This window comes from Streptomyces marokkonensis (assembly GCF_039539045.1).
Lineage (GTDB): Bacteria > Actinomycetota > Actinomycetes > Streptomycetales > Streptomycetaceae > Streptomyces > Streptomyces marokkonensis.
In genome coordinates this window covers 27532-42188 of record NZ_BAABCQ010000053.1, presented here as the reverse complement: position 1 = coordinate 42188, position 14657 = coordinate 27532, and the positions used below count along the sequence as shown (strand labels likewise).

General features: G+C 69.3%; 14 protein-coding genes. 8 read left to right on the top strand and 6 right to left on the bottom strand.

Annotated elements, in window-relative coordinates; all coding sequences use genetic code 11:
* Nucleotides 1-424 precede the first annotated feature (424 nt).
* Genes ABEA26_RS15695 through ABEA26_RS15685 form a run of 3 tightly spaced genes read left to right on the top strand, consistent with a single transcriptional unit; the run spans nt 425 to nt 2802 of the window.
* Nucleotides 425-1234 (top strand): ABC transporter ATP-binding protein, encoded by an 810-nt coding sequence (locus ABEA26_RS15695; protein WP_345592886.1) that lies wholly within the window; start codon nt 425-427, stop codon nt 1232-1234.
* Nucleotides 1231-1992: an ABC transporter permease gene (locus ABEA26_RS15690; RefSeq protein ID WP_345592882.1), complete on the top strand. Its 762-nt coding sequence runs from the start codon at nt 1231-1233 to the stop codon at nt 1990-1992. Before ABEA26_RS15695 ends, ABEA26_RS15690 begins: the two co-directional genes overlap by 4 nt.
* Nucleotides 1993-2007: 15 nt before the next feature.
* Entirely contained in the window at nt 2008-2802 is a 795-nt protein-coding gene (locus tag ABEA26_RS15685; protein ID WP_345592881.1) for a MerR family transcriptional regulator, read from the top strand.
* A gap of 65 nt (nt 2803-2867) precedes the next feature.
* Here ABEA26_RS15685 and ABEA26_RS15680 read toward each other — a convergent pair whose 3' ends face one another.
* Both ABEA26_RS15680 and ABEA26_RS15675 read right to left on the bottom strand, forming a co-directional pair.
* A complete protein-coding gene (locus ABEA26_RS15680) occupies nt 2868-3191 on the bottom strand; it encodes a hypothetical protein (protein WP_345592880.1) in 324 nt (107 codons plus the stop codon).
* A 105-nt stretch (nt 3192-3296) separates the two neighbouring features.
* Complete coding sequence (locus tag ABEA26_RS15675; protein WP_345592878.1) at nt 3297-4163, bottom strand: helix-turn-helix transcriptional regulator; 867 nt, start codon at nt 4161-4163, stop codon at nt 3297-3299.
* A 148-nt stretch (nt 4164-4311) separates the two neighbouring features.
* Between ABEA26_RS15675 and ABEA26_RS15670 the strand changes: the two genes are divergently transcribed.
* The gene (locus tag ABEA26_RS15670) at nt 4312-5280 is read left to right on the top strand and encodes an SDR family NAD(P)-dependent oxidoreductase (protein WP_345592876.1); all 969 of its coding nucleotides are present in this window, start codon (nt 4312-4314) and stop codon (nt 5278-5280) included.
* A gap of 216 nt (nt 5281-5496) precedes the next feature.
* On the opposite strand, the gene ABEA26_RS15665 is transcribed toward ABEA26_RS15670, so the two are convergent.
* Complete coding sequence (locus tag ABEA26_RS15665; protein WP_345592874.1) at nt 5497-6006, bottom strand: CGNR zinc finger domain-containing protein; 510 nt, start codon at nt 6004-6006, stop codon at nt 5497-5499.
* Between the two features lie 107 nt (nt 6007-6113).
* On the opposite strand from ABEA26_RS15665, the gene ABEA26_RS15660 reads away from it, so the two are divergent.
* From ABEA26_RS15660 to ABEA26_RS15650, 3 genes are all read left to right on the top strand, one after another.
* A complete protein-coding gene (locus ABEA26_RS15660; protein WP_345592872.1) occupies nt 6114-6989 on the top strand; it encodes an alpha/beta fold hydrolase in 876 nt (291 codons plus the stop codon).
* Nucleotides 6990-7539: 550 nt separating this feature from the next.
* Nucleotides 7540-9249, top strand: coding sequence for an SPFH domain-containing protein (locus ABEA26_RS15655; RefSeq protein ID WP_345592871.1), 1710 nt, complete (start codon nt 7540-7542; stop codon nt 9247-9249).
* On the top strand, nt 9246-10571 hold the full coding sequence (locus ABEA26_RS15650) for an SPFH domain-containing protein (protein WP_345592870.1): 1326 nt from the start codon (nt 9246-9248) through the stop codon (nt 10569-10571). Before ABEA26_RS15655 ends, ABEA26_RS15650 begins: the two co-directional genes overlap by 4 nt.
* 683 nt (nt 10572-11254) lie before the next feature.
* Here ABEA26_RS15650 and ABEA26_RS15645 read toward each other — a convergent pair.
* The 3 genes from ABEA26_RS15645 to ABEA26_RS15635 form a co-directional block, all read right to left on the bottom strand.
* A complete protein-coding gene (locus ABEA26_RS15645; protein ID WP_345592869.1) occupies nt 11255-11896 on the bottom strand; it encodes a hypothetical protein in 642 nt (213 codons plus the stop codon).
* A 248-nt stretch (nt 11897-12144) separates the two neighbouring features.
* Entirely contained in the window at nt 12145-12678 is a 534-nt protein-coding gene (locus tag ABEA26_RS15640; RefSeq protein WP_345592868.1) for a SigE family RNA polymerase sigma factor, read from the bottom strand.
* Between the two features lie 91 nt (nt 12679-12769).
* A complete protein-coding gene (locus tag ABEA26_RS15635) occupies nt 12770-13459 on the bottom strand; it encodes a hypothetical protein (protein WP_345592866.1) in 690 nt (229 codons plus the stop codon).
* 474 nt (nt 13460-13933) lie between these two features.
* On the opposite strand from ABEA26_RS15635, the gene ABEA26_RS15630 reads away from it, so the two are divergent.
* The gene (locus ABEA26_RS15630; RefSeq protein WP_345592864.1) at nt 13934-14617 is read left to right on the top strand and encodes a GPP34 family phosphoprotein; all 684 of its coding nucleotides are present in this window, start codon (nt 13934-13936) and stop codon (nt 14615-14617) included.
* The last annotated feature ends 40 nt before the right edge of the window (nt 14618-14657 follow it).

Here is a 14657-nt window from a genome sequence, read left to right as displayed (position 1 = left end):
CCTACCCCGAAGTAGCCCGCGGGTTCGCGCTGACGCCGTCGACACCGGGGCTGACATCCGGGCCGGGCGGTGTGTGGCCCTGCCGGTGGGCGAGAGACGTCGTGGCCGACGGCGGCATCATCGACAGGTGATCGACGGGATCCTGCACCGGGTGCGGACCCGAGCGCGGTGGCGGGATTTTCTGGCCGGTGAGTCGCAGGAACCGACGCGTGAGTGGTTCACCGACAGTTATGAGTACGGCGGGTTCCGGCCGAACGGGCTCGGGGCGGGCGGCCCGTCATCGCTGCGGTGTGTCTGGCCGGTCGGCGATCCGAGTGCCGTGGTCGGAACGGGCTTGACCTTGACGCTGGGTCAACCCTCCATTCTTCCGGGAGGAGCTTCCGCGCAGTCGCCTGGAACAGCTCCGTGAAGGAGGCAGATGACCATGACAGCCCGATCGATCGCCGGTCCGGCGATTCGCGTGCAAGGTCTCAAAAAGTCGTACGGGCAGCTCGAAGTGCTGCGCGGTGTGGACTTCGACGTGGCGCCGGGCAGCATCTTCGCCCTGCTCGGTTCCAACGGAGCGGGCAAGACCACGACCGTGAGGATCCTCGCCACGCTCCTGAAAGCCGACGCGGGGGCGGCGAACGTCAATGGCTTCGGCGTCACCACGCAAGCGGCGAATGTGCGGGAGTCCATCAGTCTCACCGGACAGTTCGCGGCCGTGGACGAGATACTCAGCGGTCGGGAGAACCTCGCCCTGGTCGCCAGGTTGCGCCACATCAAGGACCCCGGCGCGACCGCGGACAACCTGCTGAGGCGTTTCTCGCTGAGCGAGGCGGGCGCGCGGCGAGTGGCCACGTATTCGGGTGGGATGCGCCGCCGACTGGACATCGCGATGAGCCTCATCGGGAATTCGCCGGTGATCTTCCTGGACGAGCCGACGGCCGGTCTTGACCCCGAGGCGCGCATCGAGGTGTGGGATGCGGTCAAGGAGCTCGCCGGCCACGGAACGACGGTGCTGCTCACCACGCAGTATCTGGACGAGGCAGAGCAGCTGGCCGACCGGGTCGCGATCCTCCACCAGGGGCGGATCATCGTCAACGGCACCCTCACCGAGCTCAAGCAGCTCTTCCCACCCGCCAAGGTCGAGTACGTCGAGAAGCAGCCGACTCTCGAGGAAATCTTCCTCGCAGTCATCGGTGGCAACGACAGGAGCGACGTCACTGGCACGACAACTGGGGGACGAGGATGACCACGTACTTCTTGAACGACACTGCCGCGCTCACGGGGCGGACCCTACGCCACGTCACACGCAGCGTGGACACCATCATCACGACCGCCATCACGCCGGTCGCCATGATGCTGATGTTCGTCTACGTGTTCGGCGGCGCCATCGACACCGGGTCGGTTCCGTACGTGAACTACATGCTGCCCGGCATCCTGCTCATGACCGTCGCCTCAGGCATCTCCTACACCGCGTACCGGCTGTTCACCGATGTGAAGAGCGGGATCTTCGAACGATTCCAGTCCATGCCGATCGCGCGGTCGGGTGTGCTGTGGGCCCACGTCGTCACCTCTTTGGTCGCCAACCTGATCGCGCTCGTGCTCGTCGTGGGCGTCGCTGTCCTCATGAGCTTCCGTTCAGGGGCAGGAGTGTCGGCATGGCTCGCGATCACCGGCATCCTGCTCCTGTTCACCCTGGCGCTGACCTGGCTCGCCGTGATCCCCGGGCTTTCCGCGTCGTCGGTCGAGGGCGCCGGCGCGTTTGCCTACCCCCTCATCTTCCTGCCGTTCGTCAGTTCGGCGTTCGTGCCCACAAAGACGATGCCCGGCCCGGTGCGCTGGTTCGCCGAACATCAGCCGGTGACGTCGATCGTCAACACGATCCGCAACCTGTTCGCCGAGCAGCCGGTCGGCGACGACATCTGGATCGCCCTCGCGTGGTGCGTCGGCATCCTCGTCGTGGCGTACGTCTTCGCGATGGCCGCCTATCGCCGGAAGATTGCCTGAGGCAGGCTGAGACCCATGCTCACCATCAGCCAGCTTGCGGCGTACGCCGGGGTGACGGTGCGGGCGGTACGTCACTACCACCGGATCGGGTTGCTGCCGGAGCCCGGGCGCGACCGGTCCGGATACCGGACCTACGACGCTGCCGCGGTCGTGCGACTGATCCGGATCCGCGCCCTCGCAGACGCCGGCGTCCCGCTGGCCCGGGTACAGGAACTCCTCGCCGCCGGCCCGGAGGAGTTCGCCGACGGCGTCCAGGAGATCGACAAGGCCCTGCGTGCCGAGATCCGGCGGCTGCAGGACACTCGCAGCCGACTCGCCAGGCTCGCCGCCGGAGAGCATCTGGCGCTTCCGCAGAGCGTTGTGGACTACCTCGACCGGCTGCGCGGTCTCGGCGTTGAGGAGCGGTACATCGAGATGGAGCGGGACGCCTGGATCATGATCGCCGCCCAGGTGCCGCATTCGATCGACTCCGTGATCGCCAAGAAGCGCGAGGAGCTGGACGACCCCGACATGGTGAAGCTCTACAGCCTTCTCAGCGGGGCACTCGACTGGCCGGCCGACGACCCGCGGGTCGTCGAGGTCGCCGACATCATGGAGCGCTTGATGGTTCGCGCCGTGGAGGCCGGAGAGGTAGGCGCCGATGACGGCATCGACGATCAGTTTGTCGATCTGCTGGACTCAACCATGGTCGAGTCCTCACCGCACGCCGCGCGGCTGGTGGCGATCCTGGAGGAGCGAGGCTGGAGGGGCTGGACCCGCATCGAGCGAGTGCCTGCCGACAGACTCAACACTGACCTGCCGCCATCGTGAAGGCAGGTCAACGTCCTGGAGTGCCGCTATGTGGGGGCACGTGCTTCCCGGGGCGGCCGTCTGCCTCAGTGAGGGACGGGGCCGAGGCGGTGGGGGTGGGCAGCGTGGATGTACTTCATGGAAGTGGTGATGGAGATTCCGAAGACACGGACGAGGTGGGCGGGCTCTTCGGTCTCGCGGGCCTCATCCAGGATTCTGTCGGCGCGAACTGCGCCCCGAGCCAGACCGGCGGGATCGAAGCGCCTGTAGACGTAGAGGGTCAGACCCTCGCCGATCAGACCCTCGCCGGTCTGGTCGTGGACGCGCGGGGCGTCGGTGGCGGCTTGAGACAACGCCCGGGCGCCGCCCGGCTCCATGGGAGCGGCCGTCATCCTGGTGGCCGCCGTCATGTCCGCGCTGCCCCCGCTTCGCCGAACTCCAGCGCCCTGTGAGCTTGACGACCGCGGTAGTCGTGTCCACCAGGACGCCGACGGGGCCGCGCGGGTTGCCGCCGGTCAGGGAAGGGCGGTGGCAGTACGGCCGCCTGTGACGCGAAGAAGGTCCAGTTTTCCCGCCCCGCTGCTTCCGGTCGCTGCCGTGTAGGTGACCATGCGCAGGTCTGCGCCGGGGACGATGAGGACGTCGCAGTCGAGCAGGATGTCGCCGATCTCCGGGTGCCGGATCGTCTTGCGGTCCGTCGTGTGCTGGGCGGCGGCCGTCCGCGTGGCCCAGTGATGGGCGAACGCATCGGATATTTCTCGCAGTTCACGCACGAGACGATCGAGCTGGGCGTCCCCGGGGTAGCGGGACACGGCGTCCTTGAGGTCGGCGACGATCGACTCCGCGAAGGCGTCCTGTCCGCGCTCGGATCGGACGGGCAGCATCGAGGCGTGTGCGGCGCCGTTGCCGAAGAGCGCGCGGGCGAGGTTCCGTTCGGCGGTCGGGAGGACGGCGGGGTCACCGTGCAGGGCGCTCCACGTGGTGTTCCACCACACCAGCGACCAGTCGGCGGTGAACACCCCGATCGGTACGTCACCCAGGCGTGCGACGAGCCGTTGGACGCCCGGGGGTACATGGGTGCTGACCGTCCCGTCCTGGGGCGGAAGGAGGCCGGCGCTTCGGTACAGCCGGTCGCGCTCGGCGCGGGTGAGCTGAAGGGCCCGGGAGAGGGCCCCGACGACCTGGGCAGAGGGATTCTTCGCGCGTCCCTGTTCCAGGCGGAGGACGTAGTCGACGGAGAGCCCGGCCAGCTGTGCGAGCTCCTCGCGGCGCAGCCCCGGGGCACGGCGGCCGTCCGTCATCGTGAAGCCGGCGTCGGCCGGGGACAGCCGGTCGCGCCAGGCGCGCAGGAGTACGGCGAAATCGGAGCGGTGGGAAGCCATGGGTTCATTCTCGCCGCGCGGCGCCGGACGAGCCTGGGTACTGCCAGTCCTAGTGACGAGGACTGCACTGGTTGGCGGTGGCGCCACCGGCGAACGTGGAGATGCGCCCGAGCCGGGCGCCGTCGTTCAGCCAGTCGAGGAGCCTTCCATGGAGCACACCATCGTGATGACGGGCGCGAGCCGCGGGATCGGCCGCGTCGCCGCGGAACACATCCTGCGCCGGTCGCCGGACGCGCACCTCCTGGTCGTGGCCCGGGGCTCCTCCGGCACTCAGCTCACCGCGGAGCTCGGCGCGGGCGGGCACACGGTGTCGCACGTCTCGGCGGACCTCGGCGCGCTGGCCAGTGTCCGCTCGGCCGCCGGCGAGATCCGCGGCCGGCTCGACCGCGGTGACCTGCCGCCCCTGCGCGGCTTCGTGGGCAACGCCGGCATCCAGTACACCAACGCGCTGACTGAGGGCTTCGACGGTTTCGAGGCCACCTTCGCCGTCAACGTGCTCGCCAACCACCTGTTCGTCCGACTGCTCCAGGACCGCTTCACCGCTCCCGCCCGGATCGTGATCACCGCCAGTGACACCCACTTCGGCGACTTCAGGCACAACATGGGCATGGTGCCCGGCCCGGCCTGGAAGTCTCCGGGCGTCCTCGCACGCACGGGCGCCTTTCCGAAGCCGGACACCGCGGCCGGCGGGCGTAGCGCGTACTCGACGAGCAAACTGGCCGTCATCTACCTTGTGCACGAGTACGCGCGCCGGTTGCCGACCGGTGTCGACGCCGTCGCCTACAACCCCGGGTTCGTCCCCGGCACCGGCCTCGCCCGCAACGCAGGACCCGTCTCCCGGTTCGCGATGCGCCGCATCATGCCGGTGATGGCCCTGACCCCGTTCGCCACCAGCCGCAGTGCCGCCGGCCGCTACCTTGCCGACGTCGTCCTCGGCACGACCCATGCGCCGACCGGTTCCTACGTCGACCGCAACCGTGCGGACCGCTCGTCGCGGGAGTCCTACGACCCGCAGCGCGAAGGCGAGCTCTGGCAGGCCGCCGAGCGATTGACCGCGGCGCACGCAGCCAGGGCGGACACGGTTCCTGGCGACGTGACGAACGGATCGCCCCGATAGATCGAGCAGCGACCGGATGGCCAGGCCGGAAACAGTGAAACGCGACCGCGGCCGGGTCCTGACCCAGGTCAGCCCGGTACTGCCGGCTTGCTGCCGGTAGGCACACGCTGGGCGGCGCGACAGGGCCGCCGGCGGCGAGGTTGTCCTCGCCGGCGTTTCGGTCTCCGCGACCAGATGGGCCGGCGGGGTGGCGCGCCCAGGCCTCTTCCCGGCGCTCTACTCGGGTTGCGGGGTCTTCCGTGCCCGTTCCAGGTGCCGTCGGGCTTTGAGCCGGTTCCCGCAGGTCTTCATCGAACACCACCGTGCGGTGTTGGCGCGACTGCGGTCCAGTAGGAAGAGGCGGCATTCGGAGTTCCCGCACGGCCGCAGTCGCCCGGGCATACGCTCTTTGACGTCCGCCCAGGCGAGGACGAGTTCGACGGCGAGCCTGCGCTCCGGCGGCACCTCCAAGCGCCACTCGATGCCCGACGCGCTGGGCTGCGGGACTTTGCGGACGCCTGCGAGGACTTGGTCCAGTCGGAACTCCGCTGTTGATGTGCCCGACTCGATCGCCTGGAGCGTGTCCCGGGCGGTGCGCAACCATCGGCGCCCCTCGTCGCCGCCGGGACCTCCGTGCTCGCGTGCCCATCTGTCCACCTCGTGGTCATCACGCCAGAGGTCCTGGGGTCTGCCGTCCGCGACAGGGGTGCTGTTCAGCGCCTGCATGAGGGCTTGGTCGTCCAGCACGTGCCCCACCTTCCCAGCTAACTTCATCGAGTTGTTTGACAGGTTACCTCGAGAGGGGTCTACTGACCCTTGAAGGTAACCATCAAGAATGCTTGAAGGGGTTAATCATGGTGGAGATCCGGCACCAGTACGCGACAGTGCGCGGACATCGCGTCTTCTACCGCGAGGCAGGACCCAGCCAGGCGCCCACGCTCGTCCTCCTGCACGGGTTCCCCTCCAGCTCACGCATGTTCCGCCACCTCATTCCGGCACTGGCCGACCGATTCCACGTCATCGCCCCCGACCACCTCGGCTTCGGCAACTCCGACACCCCGCCCGCGGACTCGTTCACCTACACCTTCGACTCCCTGACCGACATCACCGAATCCCTTCTGGCCCAGCTCGGCGTCACTCGCTACGCCCTGTACGTCCAGGACTACGGCGCACCCATCGGCTGGCGGCTGGCCCTGCGCGACCCGGAGGCGGTCACCGCGGTGATCACACAGAACGGCAATGCCTACGAGGACGGCTTCGTACCGGACTTCTGGAAGCCCGTATGGGCGTACGGCGAGGACCCGGGCCCCCGGACCGAGCCTGCGGTCCGCGCCGCCCTGTCGCTCGACGCCATCCGCTGGCAGTACCTGCACGGTGTGGCCCGACCCGAGCTCGTCGATCCCGACACCTGGGCCGCTGACCACCGAGAGGTCAACCGGCCGGGAAACGACCTCGTGCAGCTCGACCTGTTCCGCGACTACGCCACCAACCGCCCCCTCTACCCCCGGGTGCACGCCTACTTCCGGGAACGCCAGGTCCCTCTCCTCGCCGTCTGGGGCGCGGGTGACGAGATTTTCGGCCCGGACGGAGCGCGCGCCTTCATACGGGACCTGCCGGACGCGGAGATCCACCTGGTTCCCGGAGGCGGACACTTCCTGCTCGAAAGCCACCTGGACACCGTGGCCGGGTACATCCGTGGATTCCTGACCACTGCCGAAGCACCACGATGAAGCCCGCGAAGAGCCCTCGGCGCCATGCGCTCGGCCGGCTGCCACCCGCGAGGGCCGCGATCAGCGATCGAGGCGGTAGGACGGCACCCAGGGCGGGCCTTCGGCGGCCACGACGACGCCGGGACCGGTACGGAACCGATCACGCAGTGGGTGGGGGAGGCGCCGGGTGTCGGGCGGACGGCAGGCCGGGCTGCCAGGCTCTTGGCCGGACGAGCCGGCACCGTGAAGGACGTCCACACCGATCCGTGATCACCGGTCAAGCCCAGAGGCCGACTCCTCCCGCGCACCCCGTGGCGTTCCGCGTCGCGGACGCAACGGCCGGGTTTCCCGCCGTCACTGGCCGAGGAGCCGAGCCTGTTGTCCGGCCGACAGGCGCCCCGGCAGCGGTTCACGACACTCATCAGTATGGTCACGATGGGCGGGGCCGTCCTGTTCCCGCCGCCTGTGGTGTGGGATGACTGGAACCAGGAGCACGATCAAGAGAGCGCACATGGTGTACAGGACACCCAGCCAGTAACACGAGCACGACAAGTAAGGAAAAGGGGGAAGGATGGCGCGAGCGAAGGCGCAGAGCCTACGGAGGGTGGCCTCAGCGGTGGCCTCCGGTGCGGGTCCCCGGGAGGCGGCCGAGGAGGAAGTCCGGCGGCGCACGGGGACGTCGGTCGGCCGGCCGCAGAGCCGGGGACGGACTGGCCAGGAGCGGTACGCCGACGAGGAGTCGTACGCGCCGGAGGAGGAGGGCATGGACCCCGCCGACTTTCCGGCCGCGAGGGAACAGGGCGGCTCCATCGCCACGGTCATGGTGCAGAAGACCGTCTCCCTCGACGAGGCCGGCGAGGCGCTCAACCAGAGCGAGCAGCAGCGTGAGGGCGGCGAGCAGGTCCACGCGATCTGCCCGATGGTGCTCCCGAAGGGCCGCTCCTTCCTGAGCATGCTCCCGGTGCTGTCGCTGCTCGTCCTGGGCGCGGTGGGCACCACGGTCGTGTCGACGGTGGACGACTCCCCGCTGACCAACCCGCTCTTCGGGTTGCACTACTGGGTCATCTCCCTGGCCGCGGTTGCCTTCGTGTGGTGGCGGCAGGGCATGGTGATGGTCCCGGACGGCTGCCAGGCGCTGATCACGCGCTTCGGGAAACTGGAGAAGGTCGTCGGCCCGGGCCGGGTGATCCTGATCAGCCCGTGGAAGCGGGTCTCGTACATCCTCAACACCACCCGTGAGTACCCGTTCAACGCGCCGGTGCGCGAGGCGCCGACCAAGGGCGGCGTGAAGGCCTCGATCGACCTGTTCATCCAGTTCCGGATCAGCGACGCGACCGAGTTCGTCTACACACTGGGTGCGGTACGCGGCTTCGAGGAGAAGCTGAGCAACGCGGTGAGCGAGACGATCCGCAGCCTCATCTACGAGCAGGAGGCCGCCGGGATCTACGACATGGTCGGCGAGGACACCAGTCGGCTCCTTGAACAGCTGAACCAGCAGTTCCGGCCCGCGGTCGAGCTGACCAACGCCAACATCACGCACGCGGAGCCGTCCGACCGCAACTACCGCATGGACCTGGCCGCCCCGGAGATGGTGCGAATGGCGAAGGAGGCGTACACCCACGAGTACGCGCTGATGTTGCGCAAGGAGCAGGACGAGGGCGACCTGAGCAAGGAACTGGCGACCAGCCACGAGACGCTCTCCGCGATCCATGCCGACATCGCCCAGTACCAGGCCCAGATGGACACCGCCGTGGAGCGTGAGACCAATCGCGCCCAGGCCCTTGCCCGCCAGCGCTACGTGCAGGCCGAGTCCGAGGCGAAGGCCAACGCGGCCCTGCTGGAGGCACAGGCACTCGACATCCGCGCGGTCACCGCGGCCGAGGCTCCCGAGATCCTCGAGTACCGCTACCAGCAGCAGATCCTCGACACCCTTGAGCAGGTCGCCGACCATCTGCCGCGCCTCGTCCGCATCGGCGGTTCGGCGGACGGCAACGGCGCCGCCGGGGTCGACTTCCTGCAGCTGGCCCGGGAGATGGTCGGCGAGCGCGGCGAGGAACTGTTCAGCGAGGCGGACATGGCCGCCATGCGCAGGCAGCTCGCCGCGATCGGAGAACGTATCGCCGGACGCGAGGACGAGATCGTGGTGCTGCTCCAGGCCGAGCGGCCCACCGTGCCGTCGGCGGAGGGCGGGGTGCCGTCGGGCTCTTCGACCGGCCAGGAGACCGCCGAGCAGGCCAAGGCGTCCGAGGTTCCCGACTTCTCCGAGGAGGCCGGCCAGTGAGTACCGCACGTGTGAACCGCAGGTCGGTGATCTCCGAGGCGGTCGCGCCCTGGAGCGACGTCGCCCAGCTGCTGCGCGGCGGTGAGGCCGGCACGCTGATCCCGGTCATCATCCCCCGCCACCGGCGCAGGCTGTGGTGGATGCTGCCCCTGTGGCTCGGCCTTTTCGCACTGCTCATGGGCGTGATGCTGTCGCTGCGCGAGGGAGACTCCGAGGGCGCGGCCGACCTCGCCTACGGCACACTCGCCGGGTTCGCCTTCGCGGCCGGATGCCTGTTCCTGATCATCGGCGCGCTGTGGTGGTGGCGCTCCTCGATCGTCGAGATCGAGCAGGGCACCAACGGCGTCCTGACCCGCTACGGCGCCGTCACCCGCACCCTGGACGCCGGCCGCCACTACCTCTGGCACCCCTGGTCGAGGGTGGACTTCGTGGTCGACACGGCCACCGAGATCCCGTACTCCGCCCCGGTGATGGCCTGCCCGACACAGGAGAACGTCCCGCTGCGGTCGATCGAGTTCTTCCTGAAGTTCCGCATCACGGACGCGGTCCGGTTCGTTCGCACGATCGGCGCGGGCAACTTCGACCTGGTCCTGTCCAGTGCTGTCCAAGACGCCATCCGCCAGCGCGCCCGCAAGATGCGCACCGAGCGGGCGTACGACCTGCGCGGTTCCGACGTGGCCGACATGCAGGAGCTGCTCAACCGGCAGCTGGAGCGCTACGGAGTGCGCATCACCGGGTCCAACATCCCGGACGTCCAGCTGCCGACGCAGTATCAGCAGCACCTGGCGACCAGAGAGCGGGTCGCCAAGGAGCGTACGGCGTACGAGCAGGAGTGGGGGCTGACCCGCAAGCGCCGTATCGACAGCCTCGGCATGGACATCGAGCGGGCCAAGAAGGTGCGCGACGCGCGCATCGTCGAGGTGAAGGCCGCGCTCAACAATGCCCGCGAACAGGTCGCCCAGCTGTTGGAGGAGCAGGAGACCAACGCCCAGCGGGTCCGTTTCGAGATCGAGACCCGCGGTCGCAGTGGCCTGATCTCCGCCGAGAACGAGGCCCGCGCCCAGCGCGCCCTCGCCAAGGCCTACCGTGACAACCGCGCGGTGCTTCAGTACGAGCTGGCCCGCCGCCGCCTCGAAGTGGGCGCGGAGCTGGCGTCGAAGGCACCGCAGCCGGTGGTCGTACGCACCGACGGCGGAAGCGGCGACACCTCGGCGCTCTCGACGTTGCTCGCCGCGCAACTGCTGCCGCGGATGACGGCGCTGCCCGCAACTCCGGCGCCGAACTTCGAGAACGAGCAACCGGACGGGGACGACGACGCCTGAGGCGAGGCGCCCCGACACGCTCATTCTGTCGGCTCCCGGCTCTTCTCGGAGCCGGGAGCCGGTAGCCGGGGGAGGGGGGACGGGGACGGGAGGGGGCCGTCAGGACGGGATCCGGCAGCGTCCGCTGTGCACTCGCGTGTGCAACCACACCGCCGTACAGGCGTGTGAGCCCGGGTCTGTCAGCCGTCCGCGACACCGCGGTCGAAGCACTCGAGGACGGGATCCGGTTCGGCGGCAGCGCCGCACAGCGGGCACAGCCGGACGCCGGGCTGCTCGGCTGTGCCCGGCGTCAGCACCCGGCCGGACGGCAGCCCTGGCCTCCATCGCCTTCTCGTCGGGCGAGGGCGGGCCCCTCGTCGGGCGACTGGCGGACGCGTCGACCCGCCCGGGCCGGTGGCGGCGTCCGCCCAGTGCCATGGACCGCAGGTTCATCCAGCCCGGGTCCGGATGTCGGACTCGGTGGGCGTCAGCCCGGAATGGCAGGAGCGACCGCTGCACCCACTTGTCGAGCACCGCGATCGACCGCCGCCATAGTGGAGACCGAGACTGAAATCCGGGCCTCCATCCCCAGCCGAACCGCCTTGTACGCCTTCAGGTCGTAGCTGCCGGTCTCCCAGATCGACTCCCCGCCCCGCGACCGGTGTTCGAGCGGCAGCGGAGCGCCATGATCCCGAGCAACGGCTTCAGTCCCAGTACGTCTCGTGGGTCAGTCGGTTGCCCTGTCCGTCGAAGGTGTCGACGGACGCGATGGTCTCCCCGTCGGCGATGGGCAGGGCGAACGCACGGTAGGAAGTGCCGGGCAGCGTCACCACCTCGGCGGTACGGACCGTACCGCCGTCCAGGGTGAGCCGGGCCGTGGCCGTTCCCGAGGCAGGGTTGCCGACGAAGATCCGAGTCCCGGACGCCCCCTTTTCGGACAGACTGCGCAGCCCGGCGGCCTGGACGGAGTCGGCTTCGCCGTCCACGACGGAGCAGCCCGCCCAACGGCCCGCCTGATGGTCGACCTGGACTCCGCCGATGAAGACTCGCTGGCAGAGCAGCGAGAGGTCCGCCGGCCGGGAACCGCCGCCGAAGCCGGAGCCCCCTTCGGTGTCGCGGTCGGCCTTGTCGCCGACGTCAGTGGAGGGAAAGTCGTCCGGCACGTCCGGATAGAACGTCAGCGTCACCGACCACTCCTTGCCGTCGGTGCTGCCCGAGCGGACCACCCGGCTGCGCTCTCCGGTTTCCAACGCGTCGGGAATCGGTGAGATGGAAGGGGACGAGGCCGCGGGGCGTGGGCCGTCGTCCTGCGGCGGGCCGGTCAGCAGCGGCAGGACGACAGTCACCGTAGCCGCGGCCACCAGCACCCCGGCCGCCGCGGTCCCGGTGGTGCGGCGCGATCTCCGGGCACGGGCTCCCTCCAGGATGGCCTGCACAGGAGCTGGCCCGGGGACCTTCCGCCCGGCCGCCCGGGCCAGCGCATGCCGCACATCCGGTGCGGAATCGGCGCCATGCAGGGAACCGAGCCGGTCCGGCTCGCAGGCGCCCGGGGTACTCGAGGCATCTGGTTTCCCGCCGGGTGTGCGGGGGGCGGTCATGCGGCACCTCCGAGATCCGCGCGGTCGTGCTGTGCCAGCGCGGGGTGTGCCCGCAGCTTGGCGAGAGCACGGGAGGCCTGGCTCTTGACCGTGCCAGGCGTGCAGCCGAGCGTCCGTGCCACCTCTTCCGCCCCGAGGTCCTCCCAGTAGCGGAGGACGACCACTGCACGTTGCCGTTCGGGCAGTTCGGCCAGAGCCTCCATCAGCGCGTCGCGCTGCTCCAGACGCTCGGCCTCGCCGGACCGCAGCGGACGGTCCGGAAGCAGAGGGGTCAGCAGGTGGACGACCCGTCTGCGGCGGTGACGGCTGCGGTTGTTGTTCACCAGCGCGCGCCGCACATAGGCGTCGGCGTCCTCCCGCCGTACCCGGTCCCACCGCGCGTGCACCTTGATCAGCGTTGTTTGCACCAGATCTTCCGCCTCATGGAAATCACCGGTCAGCATGTAGGCGGTCCTGACCAGGCGGCTCCAATAGGCAGAGGCGAACGCCGTGAAGTCACCTTCGGCATCAAGAGCCGGTCCGATGTGCACGAAGAGTCTGTCCCTGCGGGTGTGTGGGCGGGCAGGAGGTACGGTCCGGTCCCCGGATGCGGGCGGCACCCGGGGACCGGGGACCGGCGGGTCAGTCCCAGTACGTCTCGTGGGTCAGCCGGTTGCCCTGTCCGTCGAAGGTGTCGACGGACGCGATGGTCTCCCCGTCGGCGATGGGCAGGGCGAACGCACGGTACGAGGTCCCCGGCAGCGTCACCACCTCAGCGGTACGGACCGTACCGCCGTCGAGTGTCAACCGGGCCGTAGCCGTACCCGAAGCGGGGTTGCCGACGAAGATCCGTGTCCCGGACGTGCCCTTGTCGGTCAGACCGTGCAGCCCGGCACCTTCGACGGAGTCGTCCCGACCGTCCACGACGGCGCAACCCGCCCACGGCCCCGCCTGGTGATCGACCTGGACCGCGCCGATGAACACCCGCTGACAGAGCAATGAGGGATCCCCGGGCCGGGAGCCACCCAAGCCGGAGGCCAGGTCGCCGGAGGGGAAGCCCTCCGTAATCTCTGGATAGAACTGCAGCGTCACCGACCACTCCTTGCCGTCGATGATTCCGGAGCCGACGATACGGGCCGCGGTCCGCTGTTCCTCGTCCTGCGCGTGCCGAGTCGGGCGCTGCTCCCCCTGCACGGCCGACTGCGTCTGCGGCCCCTTGCCGAACGCGTCGCGGGACACCTCGTCGGCCGCCCAGGCACCGGCTATCGGTGTACTGACCACGATGGCGGCCGCGCCGACGGCGACCGCGAGCGTCTTGATGCTGCTGGACACGTTGCTCCTACGGGAGTTGGGTCAATGGACCGGAGGGCGCCTCTCCACCCACTCCTACTCCCGTTGTCGCCCGGGGGTTGCACGCGACGGCAGATCCCCCGGCATCCGCTCGGACGAGCAGTCGCAGACTCCGGGCCTGGCCGTGTGGTCCAAGTGCCGGGCCGGAGGCCAGGTCCCCGGCCACGAGCCCGCACGACCCGCAGGCCACCCTGATCCGTCTCGCCGACCACGTCGCCCAAGAAGCGCAGTTGGCCTCCCGCGCGATGAATCCACTCGTCCCACGGGTAGTAGAGGGCTCCTCTGGGTGACGCACTCGTTGAGCCCTCAGTCGCAACCGGCTGGGCCATAGGCGCGACACACTCAGGGCCGCGCGCGAGCGGCCCTCGTTCCGATGCGGTCCGCACAGTTGAACTCTGGCCCAACTGCACGTCAAACCTCAGGACTTGACGATCGACCGTGAACACAATCTCTTCTATGTCCTCTCCGCCCTTGTCTTTGACCCTGCCAGAGGAATTCGTGCTGCTCTCGTACTTGGCGTCCGGCAAGGTGCAGGACTCCGGTCAGGCGTCGTTCGGCTGCGCGGCGGCCGAGCTCGGTGAGTTGGCCCTGCGCCGCAAGTTGCTGCTGCGCCCCCGGAAGACCAGGAAGAAGTTCGGCGTCGAGTTCTACCGGTATCCACGAGACATCGAGCTGCTGGAAACAGGGCGTACCGGTCTCGTGTGGGCCGATGCCCTGCTGGCGGAGTTGGAAGTCCACGCTTCCGAGCCCGAGCCTGTCCTTCTGCGTCAATGGCTTCGGCGGCGTCGGCGCGAAGCACTGGCTCTGCACAGGGAGACTCTGACCAGGCGCGGCCTTCTGCTGCACAGGCCCACCAGGCTCGGGAGGGACCGCTATTACCCCTGCGTTGTCACACGCGCCGCACTGATCGACGAGATTCGCGCCTGCTACATCGATCAGCGTCGTCTCGACGCGCGTCTGCTGCTCCTCTGCGACCTTGTGGAAGCCGCCGAAATGAGGGATGAACTCTCGCTCAGGCTGACCTGGCGCCAGTGGCTGGGCTGGTCCCGGCGCGCAGGGGTGGTGGAGTCCGTTCCCGAGGAGTTGCGGGAGACCAGTTGGATGCTCCGCCTCATGGTGCCCAGCCGGAAGGGCGGATAGGGGGCAGCGGGGGAGCTCGGCGAGCCCGCCACGGCGGGGA

What these genes read in the sequence shown, in the direction of transcription:
- ABEA26_RS15690 (WP_345592882.1), top strand. Translation starts at nt 1,231, where the DNA reads ATGACCACGTACTTCTTGAACGACACTGCCGCGCTCACGGGGCGGACC.
- ABEA26_RS15670 (WP_345592876.1), top strand. Translation starts at nt 4,312, where the DNA reads ATGGAGCACACCATCGTGATGACGGGCGCGAGCCGCGGGATCGGCCGC.
- ABEA26_RS15655 (WP_345592871.1), top strand. Translation starts at nt 7,540, where the DNA reads ATGGCGCGAGCGAAGGCGCAGAGCCTACGGAGGGTGGCCTCAGCGGTG.
- ABEA26_RS15630 (WP_345592864.1), top strand. Translation starts at nt 13,934, where the DNA reads ATGTCCTCTCCGCCCTTGTCTTTGACCCTGCCAGAGGAATTCGTGCTG.
- ABEA26_RS15695 (WP_345592886.1), top strand. Translation starts at nt 425, where the DNA reads ATGACAGCCCGATCGATCGCCGGTCCGGCGATTCGCGTGCAAGGTCTC.
- ABEA26_RS15675 (WP_345592878.1), bottom strand. Translation starts at nt 4,163, where the DNA reads ATGGCTTCCCACCGCTCCGATTTCGCCGTACTCCTGCGCGCCTGGCGC.
- ABEA26_RS15685 (WP_345592881.1), top strand. Translation starts at nt 2,008, where the DNA reads ATGCTCACCATCAGCCAGCTTGCGGCGTACGCCGGGGTGACGGTGCGG.
- ABEA26_RS15660 (WP_345592872.1), top strand. Translation starts at nt 6,114, where the DNA reads ATGGTGGAGATCCGGCACCAGTACGCGACAGTGCGCGGACATCGCGTC.
- ABEA26_RS15680 (WP_345592880.1), bottom strand. Translation starts at nt 3,191, where the DNA reads ATGACGGCGGCCACCAGGATGACGGCCGCTCCCATGGAGCCGGGCGGC.